General features: G+C 71.2%; 18 protein-coding genes. 8 read left to right on the forward strand and 10 right to left on the reverse strand.

Annotated elements, in window-relative coordinates; genetic code table 11:
- The 8 genes from EV375_RS15210 to EV375_RS15245 are packed head-to-tail and all read right to left on the reverse strand — an operon-like array spanning nt 1 to nt 7,223.
- Nucleotides 1-2,034: an NADH-quinone oxidoreductase subunit L gene (locus EV375_RS15210; protein WP_130299906.1), complete on the reverse strand. Its 2,034-nt coding sequence runs from the start codon at nt 2,032-2,034 to the stop codon at nt 1-3.
- Nucleotides 2,031-2,486, reverse strand: a complete 456-nt coding sequence (gene nuoK, locus EV375_RS15215; protein ID WP_130299907.1) for an NADH-quinone oxidoreductase subunit NuoK — start codon at nt 2,484-2,486, stop codon at nt 2,031-2,033. Before nuoK ends, EV375_RS15210 begins: the two co-directional genes overlap by 4 nt.
- Nucleotides 2,486-3,055 (reverse strand): NADH-quinone oxidoreductase subunit J, encoded by a 570-nt coding sequence (locus EV375_RS15220; RefSeq protein ID WP_130299908.1) that lies wholly within the window; start codon nt 3,053-3,055, stop codon nt 2,486-2,488. Before EV375_RS15220 ends, nuoK begins: the two co-directional genes overlap by 1 nt.
- Complete coding sequence (locus EV375_RS15225; RefSeq protein ID WP_130299909.1) at nt 3,052-3,729, reverse strand: NuoI/complex I 23 kDa subunit family protein; 678 nt, start codon at nt 3,727-3,729, stop codon at nt 3,052-3,054. Before EV375_RS15225 ends, EV375_RS15220 begins: the two co-directional genes overlap by 4 nt.
- Complete coding sequence (locus tag EV375_RS15230) at nt 3,729-4,691, reverse strand: complex I subunit 1/NuoH family protein (protein WP_486588737.1); 963 nt, start codon at nt 4,689-4,691, stop codon at nt 3,729-3,731. The genes EV375_RS15225 and EV375_RS15230 overlap by 1 nt, the downstream gene beginning before the upstream one ends.
- Nucleotides 4,688-6,151 carry an NADH-quinone oxidoreductase subunit C gene (locus tag EV375_RS15235; protein WP_130299911.1) on the reverse strand — a complete coding sequence of 488 codons (1,464 nt, stop codon included), beginning with the start codon at nt 6,149-6,151 and terminating at the stop codon, nt 4,688-4,690. Before EV375_RS15235 ends, EV375_RS15230 begins: the two co-directional genes overlap by 4 nt.
- Nucleotides 6,148-6,861, reverse strand: coding sequence for a NuoB/complex I 20 kDa subunit family protein (locus EV375_RS15240; protein ID WP_130299912.1), 714 nt, complete (start codon nt 6,859-6,861; stop codon nt 6,148-6,150). The genes EV375_RS15235 and EV375_RS15240 overlap by 4 nt, the downstream gene beginning before the upstream one ends.
- The gene (locus EV375_RS15245; protein ID WP_130299913.1) at nt 6,852-7,223 is read right to left on the reverse strand and encodes an NADH-quinone oxidoreductase subunit A; all 372 of its coding nucleotides are present in this window, start codon (nt 7,221-7,223) and stop codon (nt 6,852-6,854) included. The genes EV375_RS15240 and EV375_RS15245 overlap by 10 nt, the downstream gene beginning before the upstream one ends.
- A 399-nt stretch (nt 7,224-7,622) precedes the next feature.
- Here EV375_RS15245 and EV375_RS15250 point away from each other — a divergent pair, with 399 nt between their 5' ends.
- The 8 genes from EV375_RS15250 (at nt 7,623) to rarD (ending at nt 18,741) form a co-directional block, all read left to right on the forward strand.
- A complete protein-coding gene (locus tag EV375_RS15250) occupies nt 7,623-8,456 on the forward strand; it encodes a serine protease (protein ID WP_130301864.1) in 834 nt (277 codons plus the stop codon).
- Between the two features lie 316 nt (nt 8,457-8,772).
- Complete coding sequence (locus EV375_RS15255) at nt 8,773-9,996, forward strand: sensor histidine kinase (protein ID WP_130299914.1); 1,224 nt, start codon at nt 8,773-8,775, stop codon at nt 9,994-9,996.
- Between the two features lie 264 nt (nt 9,997-10,260).
- The gene (locus tag EV375_RS15260; RefSeq protein ID WP_486588492.1) at nt 10,261-11,508 is read left to right on the forward strand and encodes a PP2C family protein-serine/threonine phosphatase; all 1,248 of its coding nucleotides are present in this window, start codon (nt 10,261-10,263) and stop codon (nt 11,506-11,508) included.
- 412 nt (nt 11,509-11,920) lie between these two features.
- Nucleotides 11,921-13,264: a sensor histidine kinase gene (locus EV375_RS15265; RefSeq protein WP_130299915.1), complete on the forward strand. Its 1,344-nt coding sequence runs from the start codon at nt 11,921-11,923 to the stop codon at nt 13,262-13,264.
- 227 nt (nt 13,265-13,491) lie between these two features.
- Nucleotides 13,492-14,151 (forward strand): response regulator transcription factor, encoded by a 660-nt coding sequence (locus EV375_RS15270; RefSeq protein WP_486588738.1) that lies wholly within the window; start codon nt 13,492-13,494, stop codon nt 14,149-14,151.
- Nucleotides 14,152-14,388: 237 nt separating this feature from the next.
- Entirely contained in the window at nt 14,389-16,383 is a 1,995-nt protein-coding gene (locus EV375_RS15275; RefSeq protein WP_130299917.1) for a 2-oxoacid:acceptor oxidoreductase subunit alpha, read from the forward strand.
- Nucleotides 16,376-17,467: a 2-oxoacid:ferredoxin oxidoreductase subunit beta gene (locus EV375_RS15280; protein ID WP_130299918.1), complete on the forward strand. Its 1,092-nt coding sequence runs from the start codon at nt 16,376-16,378 to the stop codon at nt 17,465-17,467. The genes EV375_RS15275 and EV375_RS15280 overlap by 8 nt, the downstream gene beginning before the upstream one ends.
- A 212-nt stretch (nt 17,468-17,679) precedes the next feature.
- Nucleotides 17,680-18,741 (forward strand): EamA family transporter RarD, encoded by a 1,062-nt coding sequence (gene rarD / locus EV375_RS15285; protein ID WP_207228127.1) that lies wholly within the window; start codon nt 17,680-17,682, stop codon nt 18,739-18,741.
- Here rarD and EV375_RS15290 read toward each other — a convergent pair.
- Together EV375_RS15290 and EV375_RS15295 are read right to left on the reverse strand one after the other, a co-directional pair.
- Nucleotides 18,731-19,657 carry an ABC transporter permease gene (locus tag EV375_RS15290; protein WP_130299920.1) on the reverse strand — a complete coding sequence of 309 codons (927 nt, stop codon included), beginning with the start codon at nt 19,655-19,657 and terminating at the stop codon, nt 18,731-18,733. The two genes, rarD and EV375_RS15290, sit on opposite strands and share 11 nt — an antisense overlap.
- A complete protein-coding gene (locus EV375_RS15295) occupies nt 19,644-20,609 on the reverse strand; it encodes an ABC transporter ATP-binding protein (protein ID WP_130299921.1) in 966 nt (321 codons plus the stop codon). Before EV375_RS15295 ends, EV375_RS15290 begins: the two co-directional genes overlap by 14 nt.
- Nucleotides 20,610-20,613: the final 4 nt, after the last annotated feature.

The following is a 20,613-nucleotide window of genomic DNA, read 5'->3' on the forward strand; positions in this document are numbered from 1 at the left end:
TCAGGCCCCTCCGGTTCCGGCGGCGACGAGGACGACGGCCACGGTGAGCAGCAGCGACCCCACGACGATTGCGCCGAGATAGGTCTGCGTGTTGCCGGTCTGCGTCCGGCGCACGAGGTCGCCGAGCAGCCGGGGGCCGAGGCCCGCTCCTCGTACGTAGGTGTCGACGACCTCGCGGTCGACGAAGCGCACCAGGCGGGCAGCGGCCCTTGTGGGGCGCACGAACAGCGCGCTGTAGACGGCGTCCAGGCGGAAGCCGTGCGCGGCCGGTTCGTGCAGGGGGCCGAGCAGCAGGCGTCCCGGGTCGGCGGGGTCGGGGGCGGAGGCGATGTCCCCGTAGGCGGGTTCGTGCGTGGCGATGGCCTCGGCCTCGGAGAGGGCCGGGTCGCCTTGCGGGTGTGCGGCCACGGCGCCCATGGGCGCGCGGGAGGCGGCGAGCGCGGTGGTGTGCCGCCAGGCGGCGTACATCACCAGACCGCCGGCGAAGGCCAGGCCGGTGGCGAGGACGGACGTCGGCAGGGTGGGGGCGAGGGATTCGCTGTCGAACCATTCGGGCAGCACGCCGAAGGCGAGTCCGAGCGCGAGGGACGGCACGGCCAGCACCCACAACACGGCGTTCATGACGACCGGTTCACGTCCTTGTTCCTCGGCCGTCTCGCGCGGCCCCTCGCCGCGGAACGCGAGCAGCCACAGGCGAGTCGCGTACGCGGCGGTCAGCAGCGCGCCGAGCATTCCCGCCACGAGCACGATCCAGCCCCCGGCCGGGGTGACGCCGCTGCCGTGCGCCTCGCCGAACGCGGCGTGCTCCGCGGCGCCGAGCACCGCCTCCTTGGAGAAGAAGCCGCTGAAGGGGGGCACGGCGGCGAGTGCGAGCAGACCGATCGTCATCGTCCAGCAGGCGTCCGGCGCGATCTTGGCGAGGCCGCCCATGCGGGCCATGGCTGCGAGCGAGTTGGTGCCCGCCGCGTGGATGACGACGCCCGCGGCGAGGAACAGCAGTGCCTTGAAGGCGCCGTGGGTGAGGAGGTGGAAGACGGCGGCGCCCCGGTCGGCGACGGCCAGCGCCCCGGCCATGTAGGCGAGTTGGCCGATCGTCGAGTAGGCCAGGACGCGTTTGATGTCGTCCTGGGCGAGCGCGGCGAGGGCCGATCCGACGATGGTGACCGCCGCCATCACCGCCAGCACGACGAGCGCGGCGGCCGAGGCGGCGAAGACGGGCAGCAGCCGGGCGACCACGTACACGCCGGCGGCGACCATCGTGGCCGCGTGGATCAGCGCGGAGACGGGCGTGGGGCCGGCCATCGCGTCCGGCAGCCAGGTGTGCAGCGGGAACTGCGCGGACTTGCCCGCGATGCCCGCGAGCAGCAGCAGCGCGACGACGGTGGGGTGCGTCAGCTCGAACTGGGCGAGCTGGGAGGTGAGTTTGCCGGTGATGCCGCTGATGCGGAAGGTGCCCGCCTCGGTGGCCAGCACGAAGATGCCGATGAGGAACGGCACGTCGCCGAGCTTGGTGACGAGGAACGCCTTGATCGACGCGTCCCGTGCGACGTGCGTCTCCCAGTAGTGCCCGACGAGGAAGTACGAGCAGATGCCCATGACCTCCCAGCCGACGAGCAGCACGATGAGGTCGTCCGCGTAGACGACGAGCAGCATGGCGGCGGTGAAGAGGGAGACGAAGGCGGCGTAGCTCGCGTAGCGCGGGTCCTCGCGCAGATAGCCGGTCGAGTACAGCTGCACGCAGGAGGCGACGACACCGACGAGTACGGCGACGAGTACGGCGAACCCGTCCAGTTGCAGGGCGAGTTGGACGGGGAGGGCGGCGGAGCCCGTCGGTGTGAGCTCGGTCGCCGCCTTGAGGGGCTCTCCGCCGCCCTGCCGCACGGCGACCGTGATGGCGAACGCCGTGGCGAGGAGAGTGGGCAGCACTGCCAGCGGCCGGGCGAAGCCGGGGGCGCGCCGCCCGGTGAGCAGTCCCGCGACGGCACCCAGGAAGGGCAGCAGGGGGACGAGGGCGGCCAGGGTCGTGGTGCTCACGCTGTCTGCCTCCCGCTGTCGGTGGTTGCCGTCGCGCTCGAAGTGCCGCTCGTTCTCCCGCCCGCGTCACGGCCGTGGACGGCGGGTTCGTGGCTGCCGGGTTCATGGACGGCGGCCGCCGCTTCGTCCCCGTCCGTGCCGGGGCCGCCCTCGCGGAGGTCTCTGAGCCGGTCGATGTCGGAGCTACCCCGGCTGCGGTACACGAGCAGCACGATGGCGAGGCCGATGCCGATCTCGGCCGCGGCGACGGCGATGGTGAAGAGCGCGAGCGCCTGCCCCGTGTGGAGCTCCTCGCGGAGCCAGGCGTCGAAGGCGACGAGGTTGAGGTTGACGGCGTTGAGCATCAACTCGACCGACATCAGCATGAGGATGGCGTTGCGGCGCGCGAGGACGCCGTAGACACCGGTGGAGAAGAGCAGGGCTGCGAGTACGGCCGGGTAGGCGAGATGCATCAGCGCTGCCCCTCCTGCTTCTTCTCCGGCGCCGCCCTCCGGGAGAGGACTATGGCACCGACGAGCGCCGCGAGCAGCAGTACGGACAGCGCTTCGAACGGAAGCACCCAGCCGCGGAAGAGTGCCTCGCCCGTCACCCGGGTCGATCCCTTCGCCGGTACGTCCAGGTCGATCCAGGTGGTGCGGAAGGCGTCGACGACGAGGGTGACGAGGGTCGCCGCCGAGACGACGGCGACGAAGAGCGCGATCCACCGGTTGCCGGAGTCGGCGTCGGGCGAGGGCCCTATCGGCGCCTTGGTGAGCATCAGCCCGAAGAGGAGGAGTACGACCACCGAGCCCACGTAGATCAGGACCTGGACCCAGGCGATGAACTCGGCCGTCAGCAGCAGGTATTCGACGGCGACCCCTCCGAGCGCCGCCACCAGCCACAGGGCGGCGTGCACGAGTTGCCTGGTGGTGACGGTGACGAGCGCGGCGCCGAAGGTGGCCAGCCCGACGAGCACGAAGACGATCTCGACCCCTGTGGGTGAGAGGAACCCGGGATGGGCGGCCGCGGCGGCGAAGTTCACCGGTCGCCCTCCTGCTCGTCCTGTTCCGTCCCGGACGGTGCCGAGGGACCGGAGTGCGCCGAGGGACCGGAGGGGCCCGTCCCGGCCTCCTGGGCGGATTCCGTCGCGGATGACCCTGCGGGTTCCGTCGCGGACTCCTGTGCGGACTCGGCCTGCTGCGCCGCGAGTTTGTCCGCCGCCTTGTGCGCCGCTCCGAGCTCCTTGGGCTCTTCGGCCGCGGAGTCCAGCGGGGGCGGCTCCGGCACCGTCCACATCCACTCACGCAGCTTGTCCCGCTCGTGAGTGAGGTCGCGGATGTCGGTCTCGGCGTACTCGAACTCCGGTGACCAGAACAGCGCGTCGAAGGGGCAGACGTCGATGCAGATGCCGCAGTACATGCACAGCGCGAAGTCGATCGCGAAGCGGTCGAGGACGTTGCGGCTGCGCTCGCGCCCCCCGGGAGTGGCGGCGGGCATCGTCTCCTTGTGCGAGTCGATGTAGATGCACCAGTCGGGGCACTCGCGGGCGCACAGCATGCAGACCGTGCAGTTCTCCTCGAAGAGCCCGATCACCCCGCGGCTGCGGGGCGGCAGTTCGGGCAGGGAGTCGGGGTACTGCGCGGTGACCGACCGGCGCGTCATCGTACGAAGGGTGACGGCCAGGCCCTTGGCGAGTCCGGAGCCGGGCACGGGCATTACTGGATCACCACCTTGACGACGCCGGTGAGGGCGATCTGGAACAGGGCGAGCGGTACGAGCACGGTCCAGGCCATGCGCTGGATCTGGTCCTCACGCAGCCGCGGATAGCTCACACGCAGCCAGATGACGACGAAGGCGAGGAGCGCCGTCTTGAGCAGCGTCCACACCCAGCCGAGTTCACCCGCTGACGGGCCGTGCCAGCCGCCCAGGAAAAGCACGGCGGTCAGCGCGGAGAGCACCACGATGCCCGCGTACTCGGCGAGCAGGAAGAGCGCGAACCGCAGTCCCGTGTACTCGGTGTAGGCACCGAAGATGATCTCGGAGTCGGCGACGGGGGCGTCGAACGGCGGCCGCTGGAGCTCCGCGAGACCGGCGGTGAAGAAGACGAGCCCGCCGATGATCTGCCACGGCAGCCACCACCACTGCCAGGCGTCCAGGATGCCCGGGAGGGAAAGCGTGCCCGCGGCCATCGCGACGGAGGCCGCCGCCAGCAGCATCGGGAGTTCGTAGGCGAGGAGCTGCGCCGCGGTGCGGAGCCCGCCGAGGAGCGAGAACTTGTTGGCGGAGGCCCACCCGCCCATCAGCGAGCCCAGCACGCCCACGCCCATCACGGCGAGCACGAAGAAGACGCCGGCGTCGACGACCTGGCCGACGGCGTCGCCCTCCCCGACCGGGATGACGATCAGCACGACGAGGTACGGCAACAGCGCGACGGCGGGGGCCAGTTGGAAGACCCGGCGGTCGGCACCGCTCGGCACGATGTCTTCCTTCTGCGCGAACTTCACGCCGTCGGCGACGAGTTGGGCCCAGCCGTGGAAGCCGCCCGCGTACATGGGGCCCACCCGGCCCTGCATGTGGGCCATCGCCTTGTGCTCGGCCTGTCCGACGATCAGCGGAAGCAGCAGGAAGGCCAGCAGCACGGCGAGCAGCCGCCAGAGGACATCTGCCGCATCCATCAGGCGCCCTCCTCCGTCTGCCCGTCACCGGATCCGCCGGCGGCGTCTCCGCCGTCGCGGTCACGGTCGCCGTCACTCGCGTCACGTCCGGCCCCGCTGTCGCGCGGGGCCGGGCGGGCATCGTGCCACGGCGCGTCGGAGGCGGGGGAGGCACCGGACGCACCCGGCGTCCGCTTCTCTTCCGCGGGCTGCGCCTGGGTACCGTCCGCCGCCCGGTCGCGAGCCTGTTCACGGGCCTGGTCCTGGGCCTGGTCCTGGGCCTGCGTGCGGTCAGACGCCCGGTCCCGGGCCTGACGCTGCGTCTCGTCCCGCGCCTGGTCCGGGTGCTGCTCGGAGGGCTGCCCCGGCTGCTGCGTACCGGTCCCGGCCGCACCGGGCTCCGTGGCACCGGGCTCCCCCGCACCGCGCTGGCTCGCCGAGCCCGCGCTCGCCGAACGCGCACGCCGAGCCGGGCGCTCCCCCGCGCCCGCACGCCCCGCGCGGCCGCGGGCGGGCCGGGACGGCACTGGCGGGAGCTGCCCCTTCAGCGGGCCCCACTCGTTGGGGTCCGGGACGCCGGGCGGCAGCATCTGCCTGCGCTTCGGCGCGCCGTGGGCCGACTCGCCGGGCTCCACCGCGCCTGGCCACGCCTTGGCTACTCGTGCGGCGAGCACGAAGTCCTTGCGCAGCGGGTGCCCTTCGAAGGACTCGGGCAGCAGTAGAGGCGTCAGGTTCGGGTGGCCGGTGAAGACCACCCCGAACATCTCGTGGGTCTCGCGTTCGTGCCAGGCCGCACCCGCGAAGACGCCGGTCGCCGTGGGCAGTTCGGGCGCCTCGTGCGGGACGGTCGTACGCAGCAGCAGCCGGCGCACGGGGCCACCGCCGGGCCGCCCCGCGTCCGGCAGCGCGGCGACGTGCACACACACCTGGAAGCCGGTGCCCGGCTCGTCCACGGCGCTCAGCCAGTCGAAGAAGCGGCATCCGAGGCCGTCACGGGCCGTCTCCAGGGCGGGAATCCAGGAAGCGGAGGGCACGTCGACGGTGAGCAGGCCGTACGCCTCCTCGGCCCGGGCTCCCTCGCCGAACAGCGCTTCGGCCCCGTCGGGCAGCCAGCCCGCCGGTGCCGTCGCGGACTCGGGCAGGGCAGGTACGGCCGCCTCGTCCCGCTCGCGTACGGGCTGCTCTCCGGGCGGGGCCGGCGCTCCGTCCGGCCGGTCCGGCCCGTCCGCCCGGCCAGGCGGCTCGTTCGCCTCGCGCGACTTGTCCGACCCGCTCGCCTCACGCGACTTGTCCGGCCCGCTCGCCTCACGCGACTTGTCCGGCCCGCTCGCCTCACGCGACTTGTCCGGCCCGCTCGCCTCACGCGGCTTGTCCGGCCCGCTCGCCTCACGCGGCTTGTCCGGCCCGCTCGCCTCACGCGACTTGTCCGGCCCGCTCGCCTCGCGCGGCTTGTCCGGCCCGCTCGCCTCGTCGGGCCCTGTCACCGGCCGTCGCCCTCCTCCGGTGCTCGGCCCGGCTCCCCGCCGGTGTCCGCGTCCTTCGCCGGCGGCGGCGTCACCAGGCCGCTCTTCAGCGCGGCGGCCGACGGACGGCGCGCGGTGCCCTCGCCGGACTCCGGCCCGGTGGAGCGCCCGTACCGCTCGGCCGTCGACTCCCGCGCGATCTTCTCCTGGAGCTTCAGCACGCCCTGGAGCAGCGCCTCGGGCCGGGGCGGGCAGCCGGGCACGTACACGTCGACGGGGATGATCTGGTCGACGCCCTTCGTCACGGAGTACGAATCCCAGTACGGGCCACCGCAGTTGGAGCAGGCCCCGAAGGAGATCACGTACTTCGGCTCGGGCATCTGCTCGTACAGCCGCTTCACCGCGGGCGCCATCTTGTCGGTGACCGTGCCCGAGACGACCATCAGGTCCGCCTGCCTGGGCCCGGGCGCGAAGGGGATCACGCCGAGGCGGATGAAGTCGTGCCTGGCCATCGAAGCGGCGATGAACTCGATGGCGCAGCAGGCGAGTCCGAAGTTGAAGACCCAGAGGCTGTACCGGCGGCCCCAGTTGAGGATCACCTTCATCGGTTCAGGGGCGAGTCTCGCCAGCGCGCCGAGCCTCCTCGCCGGCACCGGTCCGGCCCCGGATGCCGCCGACGGCGCCGGGTCGGGAAGGTCCACCGGGCCTCGCCCCGTATTCGTCACGTCCATTCCAGGACGCCCTTCTTCCACGCGTACAGCAGGCCGACGGTGAGGAATCCCAGGAAGACGAACATCTCCGTCAGCGTGATGCCGCCGAATCCGGGTGCCGCGAAGACCGTCGCCCAGGGAAAGAGGAACACCGAGTCGACGGCGAAGATCACATACAGGAAGGCGTAGACGTAGTAGCGGACCTGCGTGTGGGCCCAGCCCTCTCCGACCGGGTCGACTCCGCATTCGTACGTGAGGAACTTCTCCCGGGTCGGCACCACAGGCCTCAGCAGGCGTCCGGCCCCGAAGGCCACGGCGACGAAGAGCACTCCGACCACCGCGACCAGCCCGACGACCGAATAGCCGTGGAAATAGTCCGGCACGTCTGCCCTTTCTCACTCACCGGCTGCTAGCCGCTCGCTGTGTCGATATCCCGATGTCTCGCGGTGCGGTGGCCGGCGGCTGGGACCACGAGCCGGGCGCACCGTGGGCGACTTTCACCACGCCTTCCGCGTCATGCGTCCAGCGCTTGGTACGCAGGGGAGTCTAGGGCGTGCGCGCAACCTTTCACCCGGCGGGACCGGACAGCCGATTCCTTGCCGCATGTGCCCCTGTATGGGGTCGTTGCCGCCGGAAACCGCCTCTTGCCATGCCGTGCGCGGCCGGACGAGAATCGCCGAACGCTTGTCGGGGGCCACTCAATTCCCGGATTTGCACGGCGATTTGGTGTGTCTCCCTCGGGCTACGCGCGTAACCCCCCACGAGAGGAAACACCCGTGCAGATGCAGCGGAAGAAGATCGCAAGACTCATAGCCGGTGCCGCCGTGGCGCTCGCCGCCGTGAGCCTGGCCCCGATGGGCGCGGCCATGGCGGGCGAGGACGGTGCCAAGTCCACGAAGGCCTCCGCGGAGATCCGTCAGCACTCCGACGACATCAGCGCCAAGATCGTCGGCGGCGATCCCGCGGAGAAGGGCGAGTTCCCGTGGATGGTCCGGCTGTCCATGGGCTGCGGCGGTGCACTCTTCGAGAAGGACGTCGTCCTGACCGCCGCCCACTGCGTGGACGGCAGCGGTGAGAACGACAGCATCACGGCCACCGGCGGCGTCGTCGACCTCGAGGACTCCGACAAGGTCGAGGTGAAGTCCAAGGAGGTCCTCCAGGCCCCGGGCTACGACGGCACCGGCAAGGACTGGGCGCTGATCAAGCTCGCCGAGCCGATCGACCAGGAGACCCTGCCGATCGCCGAGGACGACTCCAACAACAACGGCGACTTCACCATCGCCGGCTGGGGTGCGGACAAGGAGGGCGGCGAGCAGCAGCAGAAGATGCTCAAGGCCACCGTGCCGTTCGTCGACGACGCCACCTGCAAGGGCGCTTACTCCGAGCTCGTCGAAGGCGAGGAGCTCTGCGCGGGCTTCATGGACGAGGGCGGCATCGACAGCTGCCAGGGCGACTCCGGCGGCCCCATGTTCCGCAAGACCGAGGCCGGCGAGTTCATCCAGGTCGGCATCGTGAGCTGGGGCGAGGGCTGTGCGCGCAAGGGCAAGCCCGGTGTCTACACCGAGGTGAGCACCTTCGCGGCCGACATCAAGAAGGCGGCGGCCGACCTGGGCTGACGCCCGGCCGTACGGCTTCGTTCACGTGACGACGACGCCCGTGTCTGCGACTCGCGCAGGCACGGGCGTTGGCGTGCACGGGCGTTGGCGTGCACGGGCGTTGGCGTGCGCGGGCGTTGGCGTGCACGGGCGTTGGCGTGCGGTGGCGTGCACGGGCGTGGTGGTGCGCGGCGGTTGTGGCGCAGCGGCGGCGGCGTGCACGGAGGTTGGCGCGCACGGGCGCGAGGTGCGGTCCTTGCCGTGGTGGGGTTGTCCCCACCACGGCCCCCCGCCGGACCCCATGGCGCCACCCCCGGTCACCCGGCAGGCTTGGCGCATGACCGCGAGCGCACACCCTCCGGGTGCCGGGGAACCCCATGACGAACGTCTTCCGCCGCCGACGAGGCCGGCGCTCGGTGCGCAGACGTGGCGCGAGATCGTCCATCTGCTGAGCAACCTGCCGGTCGGCGTGCTGGGTTTCGTCTACGTCACGGTGTTCATCTCCGCCGGTGCGGCGCTCTCCTTCACGCTCGTCGGCCTGCCGTTGCTCGCGATCACGCTCGTCGGAGTGCGCCCGCTGGGCCGGTTCGAACGGGCGCGGGCGCGGAAGCTGCTCCGCGTGCACGTGGAGGAGCCGAGCCCGCCGCGTGCGCGTGAGCGCGGGTTCCTGTCCTGGGTATGGACCCGGCTGAAGGACTCGGTGGCCTGGCGGCACGTGCTCTACTTCTTCGTCAGGCTGCCCTGGGACTGGCTCACCTTCGGGCTGACGCTGCCCGCGCTGGTCGTGGCCTGGCCGGTGCTGCCGTGGCTGACGCGCGGCCTGACCAACGTCGACCGCGCGTTCGTACGTGCCCTGCTCTCGCCCTCGGACGAACTGGAGCGGCGCATCGCCGAGCTGGAGTCGGATCGTGGTTCGGTGGCCGACACCGCCGCCGCCGACCTGCGCCGCATCGAACGCGACCTCCACGACGGCGCACAAGCCCGCCTCGTCGCACTCGCCATGGACCTCGGCCTCGCCAAGGAAAAACTCCTCGAAGACCCCCAAGCAGCCGCCCACATGGTCGACGAAGCACACGGCGAAGTGAAACTCGCCCTCCAGGAACTCCGCGACCTCGCCCGCGGAATCCACCCCGCCATCCTCACCGACCGAGGCCTCGGCCCCGCCCTCTCCGCCCTCGCCGCACGCTGCACCGCCGACGTCACCGTCACCGTCGACCTCGACACCCGCCCCGCCCAAGCCATCGAAGGCATCACCTACTTCACCGTCTCCGAACTCCTCCAGAACATCACCAAACACTCAGGCGCCCACACCGCACGCATCGACCTCTGGCGCACCCACGACCGACTCCTCCTCCACGTCACCGACGACGGACACGGCGGCGCCAACACCACCACCGGCACCGGCACCGGCACCGGCACCGGCCTCACAGGACTCACCGAACGCCTCACCGCCGTCGACGGACTCCTCATCATCAACTCCCCCACCGGCGGCCCCACCACCATCACCGCCGAACTCCCCTGGCGCGAGGAGGGCCAAGGCGTTCCTTCCGGATCACCTTGAGCGGCCCGGCCGGGACTCCCGTGGCCACGCGAGCGTGGGCGCCCTGCTCGTAGGGGCTCGTACGGGTCGACGACCCGCCCTGCTCGTACGGGTCGTACGGGTCGTACGGGCTCATGGAGAAGCGACGCGGAGTGACCGCGGCGGCGGTGCCGCGTCACTGCTGCCGGTCACCCGACTGGCCCATGTGCGTGAGCTGCCGGGAACCTCGTCGGCGACCATCGGGTGAGCGGCTGCTACTGCGCAGGCGGGAAGGTGGGCGCTGCTGTGGACAAGCCCCGGAAGAACAGCGACAGGGTCGCGGTGGACCTCTCGGAGGGCTTCGGCGAGCGGCTGCTGGGGCAGCTGCTGGACCGTGCCCACGAGATGCCGCCGCAGCTCGTCGCTCCGCTGGTGGCGGAAGAGGTCACCAGGATCGGCGGCCGGGACGTCTCGATCCATCTCCAGGACTACGAACAGCGCACGCTGGTGCCCCTCCCGGGCCGTGGGCTCACTGTCGGTGAGCCGGTGGCTGTAGACGGCTCCCTCCCGGGGAAGGCGTTCCTGAGCCGACGACCGCAGCGGGAGCAGCAGGCCGACGGGGTACGTATGCATCTGCCGATGCTGAACGGCAGCGAGGAAGTCGGCGTCCTCTCCCTCACCCTGGACACCGTCGGGCCCGAGGCCCTGCGGCTCCTCGGGCGGCTGGCGGGCTTGGCCGCGGACATGATCGTCACCAAGAACAACTACACGGACCAGTTCTTCGAGACCCGGCGCAAGGGCCAGCCGATGAGCATGGCTGCGGAGATCCAGTACGAGCTGCTTCCCCCGCTGTCGATGACGACCCCGCAAGTCGCCGTCGCCGGCGCCCTGGAGCCGACGTACAGCGTCGCCGGGGACAGCCTGGACTACGCCCTCAACGACGACATCCTCCACATGGCCATCATCGACGCGATGGGGCACGGGCTGAACGCCACCATGCTGGCGACTCTCGCCATGGGTGCCTACCGGTATGCACGACGTTCGGATGTCGGGCTGGCGGACCTGTACACGCTCATGGACGCCGCCATGGATGAGGAGTTCGGGCCCGAGCAGTTCGTGACCGGCCAGATGATGCGCCTGAACGTTTCGACCGGGTACCTGCAATGGGTGAACGCAGGGCACCCCGCACCGATGCTCGTCCGGGGTCACCGGGTGGTCCGGAGACTGGAGAGCCCTCCCGCGCTGCCGATCGGCTTCGGCGGGTCCACTCCGCAGGTCTCCACCCTGCAACTCGCCCGGGGGGACCGGGTGATCGCCTTCACCGACGGCCTCGTCGAGGAACACAAGATCAGCGGTGAGCAGTTCGGGGAGAGTCGGCTCATCGACACCATCGAGCACGTCTCGCCGCTGAGCACCGGGATCAACCAACTGGTGCGCAGGCTGACCCGCGATCTGGAGCGCGGGCGCGGCGGAGTCACCAGTGACGACGCCACGCTCCTCATCCTCGAGTGGACCGGCGGCTCAGCAGACCACCTCGCCACCCCCGATCTCTAGGCGTCCGCGAAGCCCTGCTCGGTCGGGAACTTCTTGGATTCCCCGGCCGGGTGCCTGCGGTGCGACGAGCTGATCACGCCCGAGTCGGACGCACGGACGTTGCCCCCGGGCTTCCGACTCCCCACTCCGGGTTCCGGGCTCCGGAGCGGACGTCACCCAGGGGTGGGGTAAACCCCCGATCCGGGACGCGTGCTCACGCCATGGCTGCGGCACACCCCGGAGGCGGATGCTGTGAAGGAGGCTCACGCGGGCCGTGCACCGTGGCGAGGCCCGAGGGAGGCCCCGAGGCCCGACCGGGACCGGACCGGACCGCGCCGGGCCCCGGACCCGGGCTCGCCGCGCGCCCGGCCCGCATCACGCTGGGCGCGCGTACGGCATTCGCCCACTGACCCCGGAAGGACGGGTACACGCCATGGCCACCGCACCCGACATCGCGCGGCCCCGCCCCCGTGGGGTGCCCGGTGTGCTGCGCGCACCCTTCGAAGGCCGCACCTGGCTCGAGTTTCTGCACGTGGTCACGGGCATGCCCCTCGCGTGCGCGTACTTCGTGTACGCGGTCACGACGCTATCGGCGGGCGCGGGCCTGCTGATCACCTTTCTCGGCGTGCCCGTCCTCGCCGTGTGCCTGCTGGGCTGCCGCGCCGTCGGGCGCCTGGAGCGGGTGCGCGCGAGGGCGCTGCTGGGTGTCGAGGTCGCCGAGCCCGAGCCCGTACGGACGCTCCAGCGGCGCAGCGGGCTGATGCCGTGGGTGGGGGCGGTGCTGCGCAGCGGCGTCTCCTGGCGCCATCTGCTCTACACGGTGCTGCACTTCCCGTGGGCGCTGTTCTCCTTCGTCGTCTCCGTCGTCCTCTGGTCCGTCAGCCTGGGGCTGACGCTGTATCCCGCGTGGCAGTGGGTCTTCCCGCGCTATCTGGGTCAGCCCGGCATGCAGGTGGGGCCCGACGGCGTGACGGCCGACGGAACCACGCAGATCGGCGGAACGTACCTGGAGAGCCCGCCCGAGCTCGCCGGGACCGCCGTGGCCGGGCTGGCGCTGCTGCTGGTGACGCCGGCGGTCGTGCGGGGCCTGACCAAGGTCGACCGTGTGATGGTGCTCGGGCTGCTCGGCCCGTCCTCACTCGCGACGCGCGTGCGGGAGCTGGAGTCGGATCGTGGTTCGGTGGCCGACACCGCCGCCGCCGACCTGCGCCGCATCGAACGCGACCTCCACGACGGCGCACAAGCCCGCCTCGTCGCACTCGCCATGGACCTCGGCCTCGCCAAGGAAAAACTCCTCGAAGACCCCCAAGCAGCCGCCCACATGGTCGACGAAGCACACGGCGAAGTGAAACTCGCCCTCCAGGAACTCCGCGACCTCGCCCGCGGAATCCACCCCGCCATCCTCACCGACCGAGGCCTCGGCCCCGCCCTCTCCGCCCTCGCCGCACGCTGCACCGCCGACGTCACCGTCACCGTCGACCTCGACACCCGCCCCGCCCAAGCCATCGAAGGCATCACCTACTTCACCGTCTCCGAACTCCTCCAGAACATCACCAAACACTCAGGCGCCCACACCGCACGCATCGACCTCTGGCGCACCCACGACCGACTCCTCCTCCACGTCACCGACGACGGACACGGCGGCGCCACCACCGGCACGGGCACCGGCCTCACAGGACTCACCGAACGCCTCACCGCCGTCGACGGACTCCTCATCATCAACTCCCCCACCGGCGGCCCCACCACCATCACCGCCGAACTCCCCTGGCGGGACTGATCCGCACCCCTTGCCCGGGCCGGGCGGCGGCAACCCGCGGCCGCACTGCTGCGTCCCCCGACCCGGCGGCCCGGCTTCTGGAATGCTGAGCGCGTCGCAGACGTCCTTAGGAGCAGTCCGCAGCGAGAAGCCGGGGGAACGGAATGGCGCAGAACGCGAACGGTGCGAGCGGTACGAGCGGTGCGCAGGACACGCAGGACGCAGGCTCACAGGACGCGCGGGACAGGGTGCGGGTGGTCATCGCCGAGGACTCGGTGCTGCTGCGGGAGGGCCTGACCCGGCTGCTGACCGACCGGGGCCACGAGGTCGTGGCGGGCGTCGGGGACGGCGACGCGCTGGTGAAGACGGTCGCCGACCTCGCCGCCGCGGGCTCCGTCCCGGACGTGGTGGTCGCTGACGTACGGATGCCGCCGACCCACACCGACGAGGGTGTACGGGCGGCGATCGCACTCCGCCAGGCCCACCCCGACCTGGGCGTCCTGGTGCTGTCGCAGTACGTGGAGGAGCAGTACGCGACGGAGCTGCTGGCCGGCTCCAGCAGCGGTGTGGGCTACCTGCTGAAGGACCGCGTGGCGGAGGTGCGGGAGTTCGTGGATGCGGTGGTCCGTGTCGCCCGCGGCGGTACGGCGCTCGACCCGGAGGTGGTCGCACAGCTTCTGGGCCGCAGCCGCAAGCAGGACGTACTGGCGGCGCTGACCCCGCGCGAGCGGGAGGTGCTGGGGCTGATGGCGGAGGGGCGTACGAACTCCGCGATCGCCCAGCAGCTCGTGGTCAGCCACGGCGCCGTCGAGAAGCATGTGAGCAACATCTTCATGAAGCTGGGTCTGTCGCAGAGTGACGCTGATCACCGTCGCGTGCTGGCGGTGCTGACGTACATCAGCTCCTAGCCGCTCCCACCGCCGGCCGCGGGCGGCCCGCGGTGGGTACGGCATCCGGCCCGCGACGCCCTGAGCAGGGTGTACGGCGGCCGGCGCACAGCAGGAGGAAGGGCCTCACGGGGTACGGATCCGGACATCGCAGGGTGTCTCAGGAGCTCGTCCGCGATGTGGTCAGTCCAGGGAAGGCAACCCTTACCGACGTACGATGTCAGGCGAGCCCGCAGCCTCGAGGAGGTCCGATCCACCGTGACCAACCAGGTCAACAGCCCGGCCGGGCAGCGCCCTGGCGCCGACGAACCCGCCGCGGGCGGGACGAACGGCCCCGGCAGCGTCGATGACGTCGACGGCCCCGGCGGTGAGGCGGGCGCCCGACCCGTCTCCGGCAAAGAGGTACGCCGCCTGGAACGGGTGATCATCCGCTTCGCGGGCGACTCCGGCGACGGCATGCAGCTGACCGGAGACCGCTTCACCTCCGAGACGGCCTCGTTCGGCAACGACCTCTCGACGCTGCCGAACTTCCCGGCGGAGATCCGTGCCCCCGCGGGCACGCTCCCCGGCGTCTCCTCCTTCCAGCTGCACTTCGCCGACCACGACATCCTCACGCCGGGTGACGCGCCCAACGTCCTCGTCGCGATGAACCCGGCGGCACTGAAGGCCAACATCGGCGACGTGCCGCGCGGGGCGGAGATCATCGTCAACACCGACGAGTTCACCAAGCGCGCCATGGCCAAGGTCGGCTACGACGCCAGCCCGCTCGACGACGGATCGCTCGACGGCTACCGCGTGCACCAGGTGCCGCTGACCACGCTGACCGTGGAGGCGCTCAAGGAGTTCGACGTCGGCCGCAAGGACGCCGGCCGCTCGAAGAACATGTTCGCCCTGGGTCTGCTGTCGTGGATGTACAACCGCCCCACCGAGCAGACCGAGCACTTCCTGCGCACCAAGTTCGCGAAGAAGCCGCAGGTCGCCCAGGCGAACATCGCCGCCTACCGGGCCGGCTGGAACTTCGGCGAGACCACCGAGGACTTCGCCGTCTCCTACGAGGTGGCGCCGGCCACCACCGCGTTCCCGCCCGGGACCTACCGGAACATCTCCGGCAACCTGGCCCTCGCCTACGGGCTGATCGCCGCCTCTCAGCAGTCCGAACTGCCGCTGTTCCTCGGCTCGTACCCCATCACCCCCGCCTCGGACGTGCTGCACGAGCTGTCCAGGCACAAGAACTTCGGGGTGCGCACCTTCCAGGCGGAGGACGAGATCGCCGGCATCGGCGCAGCGCTCGGCGCGGCCTTCGGCGGCGCTCTCGGCGTGACGACGACCTCCGGGCCGGGTGTGGCGCTGAAGTCGGAGACCATCGGCCTCGCGGTCTCGCTGGAACTGCCGCTGCTGGTCGTCGACATCCAGCGCGGGGGTCCCTCCACCGGGCTGCCCACCAAGACCGAGCAGGCCGACCTGCTCCAGGCGATGTACGGGCGCAACGGCGAGGCGCCCGTGCCGGTCATCGCGCCGTCCACGCCCGCCGACTGCTTCACCGCCGCCCTGGAGGCGGCGCGCATCGCGCTGACCTACCGCACCCCGGTCTTCCTGCTTTCCGACGGCTACCTCGCCAACGGTTCCGAACCGTGGCGCGTACCGGAGCTTGGTGAACTGCCGGATCTGCGCGTGCAGTTCACCCAGGTGCCGAACCACCGCCTCGACGACGGCACCGAGGCGTTCTGGCCGTACAAGCGCGATCCGCAGACCCTGGCGCGGCCATGGGCCGTCCCCGGAACGCCCGGCCTGGAGCACCGCATCGGCGGCATCGAGAAGCAGGACGGCACCGGCAACATCTCCTACGACCCGGCCAACCACGACCTGATGGTGCGCACCCGGCAGGCCAAGATCGACGGCATCGACGTCCCCGACGTCGTGGCCGACGACCCGGACGGCCGGGCCACCACGCTCGTGCTGGGCTGGGGTTCGACGTACGGGCCGGTCACCGCAGCCGTACGCCGGCTGCGCAGGGACGGGCAGCACATCGCGCAGGCGCACCTGCGCCATCTCAACCCGTTCCCGTCCAACCTCGGCGCTGTGCTGGGGCGTTACGAGAGGGTGATCATCCCCGAGATGAACCTGGGCCAGCTGGCCACCCTCGTCCGCGCCGAGTTCCTCGTCGACGCCCACTCCTACACCCAGGTCAACGGCATGCCCTTCAAGGCAGAGCAGCTCGCGACCGCACTGAAGGAGGCCTCCCTCGATGACTGAGACGACCGGCACGCCCCGGGAGAGCGAGGCTCTCTCGCTCGTGCCCAAGGCCGAAGCGGCGCAGAGCATGAAGGACTTCAAGTCCGACCAGGAAGTGCGCTGGTGCCCCGGCTGCGGCGACTACGCGGTGCTGGCCGCCGTGCAGGGCTTCATGCCCCAACTCGGCCTGGCCAGGGAGAACATCGTCTTCGTCTCCGGGATCGGCTGCTCCTCCCGCTTCCCGTACTACATGAACACCTACGGGATGCACTCCATCCACGGGCGTGCACCCGCCATCGCCACGGGCCTCGCGAGCACGCGGCGCGACCTGTCGGTGTGGGTCGTCACGGGTGACGGCGACGCGCTGTCCATCGGCGGCAACCACCTCATCCACGCGCTGCGCCGCAACGTGAACCTGAAGATCCTGCTGTTCAACAACCGCATCTACGGGCTCACCAAGGGCCAGTACAGCCCCACTTCGGAGACGGGCAAGATCACGAAGTCGACGCCGATGGGGTCGCTGGACTCCCCCTTCAATCCCGTCTCGCTGGCGCTGGGCGCGGAGGCGTCGTTCGTCGCCCGTACCGTCGACTCGGACCGCAAGCACCTCACGAGCACGCTCCGCGCCGCGGCCGATCACCACGGCACCGCGCTCGTCGAGATCTACCAGAACTGCAACATCTTCAACGACGGCGCCTTCGAAGCCCTCAAGGACAAGCAGCAGGCGCAGGAGGCCGTGATCCGCCTGGAGCACGGGGAGCCGATCCGCTTCGGCGCCCCCGGCGAGGACGGCCTGGGTTCGAAGGGCGTCGTCCGCGACCCGGCCACCGGTGACCTGCGCATCATCGACGTCACGGACGAGGGCGGCGACGGCGTGCTCGTGCACGACGCTCACGCGGAGTCCCCGACCACCGCGTTCGCGCTCTCGCGGCTGGCCGACCCGGAGACCCTGCACCACACGCCGATCGGTGTGCTGAGGGACGTGAAGCGGCCCGTGTACGACGCGGACATGAACACGCAGCTCGAGGCTGCCGTGGAGAACCAGGGCAAGGGAGACCTCGGGGCGCTGCTCGCGGGCAACGACACCTGGACAGTCGCCGGCTGACGCGACGCGACGGCACAACTCGGGTGCGGCCCCGCCGGATTCCTTCCGGCGGGGCCGCCTTCGTCCTGGTGAGGCGGTTCCCGGGGCCCTCTGAGCTGCCCCTCCGCGCTGTCAGTACCGTCATCTGGAACGGAGATGACAGCGGGTTTGCGCGGGCGTTACCGTCGATGCGGTATCGACGGCTCTCTGCCGAGACCCGAGGAGGACGGTTCGTGGGACCCCGAAGCGACGAGCGAACCGGCCTGCTCTACGGCTTCGCCGCCTACGGCCTCTGGGGAATCCTCCCCCTCTACTGGCACCTGCTCGAATCCACGAACCCCGCCGAGGTCCTCGCGCACCGGATGGTGTGGTCCCTGCCGACGGCCCTCGTGCTGCTCGCCGTGCTGCGGCGCTGGTCATGGATCCGTCCGCTGCTGCGGCAGCCCAAGCGGCTCGGCCTCGTCGCCGTCGCCGCGACGGCGATCTCCATGAACTGGGGGCTGTTCATCTGGTCGGTGAGCGTCGGCAGGGTCCTGGAGTCCTCGCTGGGCTACTTCATCAACCCGCTGGTCTCCATCGCCTTCGGCGTGCTGCTGCTGCGCGAGCGGCTGCGGCCCGCGCAGTGGGCCGCGGTCGGCATCGGCACCGTCGCGGTGGCCGTGCTGAGCATCGGCTACGGGCAGGTGCCGTGGCTCTCGATCGCGCTGGCCCTCTGCTTCGCCACCTACGGGCTCGTCAAGAAGCGCATCCTGCTGGACGGTGTCGACAGTTTCAGCGCCGAGACCGCCGTCCAGTTCCTGCCGGCCTTGGGGTTCCTGCTCTACCTCGGCGCCACAGGTGAGGGCTCCTTCGTCTCCGGCGGCCTGGACCACGCGCTGCTGCTCGCGGTCTCCGGTCTGGTCACGGCGGTTCCGCTGATCTTCTTCGGGAGCGCGGCCGTGCGGCTGCCGCTCTCCACCATCGGTCTGCTCCAGTACGTGGCGCCGGCGCTGATGTTCATCCTCGGGCTGCTGGTCTTCCACGAGGAGATGCCGCCGGAACGCTGGGCGGGTTTCGTGCTGGTGTGGATCGCTCTGTGCGTGCTCACCTGGGACGCCCTGCGCACCAGGCGCCGCGCCCGCGAGGAGCTGCGCAGGGCCGCCGCGCGCGCGGAGGAGTCGGCGTCGGCCGCGACGCGGGGGCGGGCCACGGCCGCTGCGCCCTCTCCGGCTTCGTCCTCTCCGGCTTCTTCGCCGGCCGCGTCCCCCGCGTCCTCGGAGGCGTCCCCCTCCTCGCAGCCCTGCCCTAAGCAGTGACGTCCCGGGTGGTGAACCGGGCCCAGGCCGCGGAGCCGAACACGGCCGTGTACAGCGCCTGGAGGCCGAAGTTCTTCACCAGCGCGTCCCAGTAGACGGGCTCGCGCAGCAGGTCGGCGAAGCTCAGCCAGTAGTGCGGGAAGAGGTAGGGCTGCACGGCGTGCAACTGCGGGACGGTGTCCACGATCTGAACCATGAGCAGCAACCCCACGGTTGCGGCCATCGCGGCGATCCCGCTGTTCGTGAGGGTCGAGATGAACAGTCCGAGAGCGGCCACTCCCGTCAGTGAGACGGCGACGGCCACCGCGATCGCCAGGGCCCGCAGCAAGCCCTCCGAGAGGGGGACCGTGGTCCCCGACAGCAGGGTGACCTCCCCGAGCGGGAAGAGAACCGTGCCCGTCGCCAGGGCCGCGGCCGTGACGACGAGGGTGGCGGCGAAGCAGAAGACCACCGTGCCCGCGTACTTCACGAGCAGCAGCCGCGTGCGCCCCGCCGGAGCGACCAGGAGGTAGCGCAGCGTTCCCGCGTTGGCCTCGCCCGCAACCGAGTCGCCCGCGACGACTCCGACCGTCATCGGCAGGAAGAACGGCAGCGTGGCCGCGAGCGAGGTGAAGACGAGGAAGAGGCCGTTGTTGGTGATCTGCGAGATGAACGCCGGTCCGCCGCCGTCGCCTCCGCCGCCCGAACCGCCGTCCGCCGTCTCGATCTTGACCGCGATACCCACCAGCACCGGGATCACCGCGAGCACGCCCAGCAGCGCCACGGTGCGCCACCGCCGGAACATGGTGAGCAGTTCGCTGCGCAGCAGACCGGACGTGCGCAGGCGGCCCTTCTCCTCCGGCGGCTCCACCGCTCGCGGCGAGGCGGCGGTTCCGCCGGCGCCGCTCGTCGCGGCTGTCGCCTCAGCCCGCGACATCGAAGCCCTCCCCGGTGAGCGTGACGAAAACGTCCTCCAGCGACGCGCGCGTCACGCCGAAGCCCCGCACGCGGACCCCCGACCGTACGAGCGCGGCGTTCAGGCCGGCGAGATCGGGCTCCCCCGCCGCATCCGGCGGGGGCAGTTCACCCGTGACCTCGTCGCCGGTCACCGTCAGGTCGCCCACGCCGTGCTCCTTCAGTACGCCCGCGGCCTCCGCGCCGTCCGGTGTCGTGACGGTGAGCCGGCCCCGGGCGTCCGCCGACATCTCGGCGACGGTGCCCTGCGTGACGAGCCGTCCGCGGTTCATCACGGCCGTGTGGGTGCAGACCTGCTCGATCTCGTCCAGGAGGTGCGAGGAGAGAAAGACCGTGGTGCCCTCCTGCGCCAACGCCCGTACGAGTGAACGGATTTCACGCATGCCCTGCGGGTCCAGGCCGTTGGTCGGCTCGTCCAGCACCAGCAGTTCGCGCGGCTTGAGCAGGGCCGCGGCGATCCCCAGGCGCTGCTTCATGCCCAGCGAGTAGGCCTTGGCCTTCTTGCCCGCCGCCGCCGAGAGCCCGACCCGCTCCAGCGCACCCTCGACCCTCGTCCTGCGGGTACGCGGATCGGCGGTGGGGTCCGCGGCGTCGAAGCGGTGGAGATTGGCGCGCCCCGAGAGGAAGCCGTAGAGCGCCGGCCCCTCGATGAGGGCGCCGACGCGCGGCAGCACCCGCCGCGCCGCGGACGGCATGGGCCGGCCCAGCAGGCGGGCCTCCCCCTCGGTGGCGTCGATGAGGCCGAGCAGCATGCGGATCGTGGTGGTCTTGCCCGAACCGTTGGGCCCGAGGAAGCCGAAGACACTGCCGCGCGGCACGGCCAGATCGAGCCCGTCGACGGCGAGTTGGCCGCCCCGGTAGCGCTTGCTGAGCCCGCGCGTCTCGATGACAGCTGCGTGGGACGGCTGAGCCATGGCG

This window comes from Streptomyces sp. CNZ301 (assembly GCF_004217425.1).

Bases quoted from the DNA above. Each gene is read 5' to 3' on its own strand.
- nuoK (WP_130299907.1), bottom strand. From the start codon at position 2,486: ATGCATCTCGCCTACCCGGCCGTACTCGCAGCCCTGCTCTTCTCCACC.
- EV375_RS15225 (WP_130299909.1), bottom strand. From the start codon at position 3,729: ATGCCCGTGCCCGGCTCCGGACTCGCCAAGGGCCTGGCCGTCACCCTT.
- EV375_RS15240 (WP_130299912.1), bottom strand. From the start codon at position 6,861: ATGGACGTGACGAATACGGGGCGAGGCCCGGTGGACCTTCCCGACCCG.
- EV375_RS15250 (WP_130301864.1), top strand. From the start codon at position 7,623: ATGCAGCGGAAGAAGATCGCAAGACTCATAGCCGGTGCCGCCGTGGCG.
- EV375_RS15255 (WP_130299914.1), top strand. From the start codon at position 8,773: ATGACCGCGAGCGCACACCCTCCGGGTGCCGGGGAACCCCATGACGAA.
- EV375_RS15265 (WP_130299915.1), top strand. From the start codon at position 11,921: ATGGCCACCGCACCCGACATCGCGCGGCCCCGCCCCCGTGGGGTGCCC.
- EV375_RS15280 (WP_130299918.1), top strand. From the start codon at position 16,376: ATGACTGAGACGACCGGCACGCCCCGGGAGAGCGAGGCTCTCTCGCTC.
- EV375_RS15290 (WP_130299920.1), bottom strand. From the start codon at position 19,657: ATGTCGCGGGCTGAGGCGACAGCCGCGACGAGCGGCGCCGGCGGAACC.
- EV375_RS15295 (WP_130299921.1), bottom strand. From the start codon at position 20,609: ATGGCTCAGCCGTCCCACGCAGCTGTCATCGAGACGCGCGGGCTCAGC.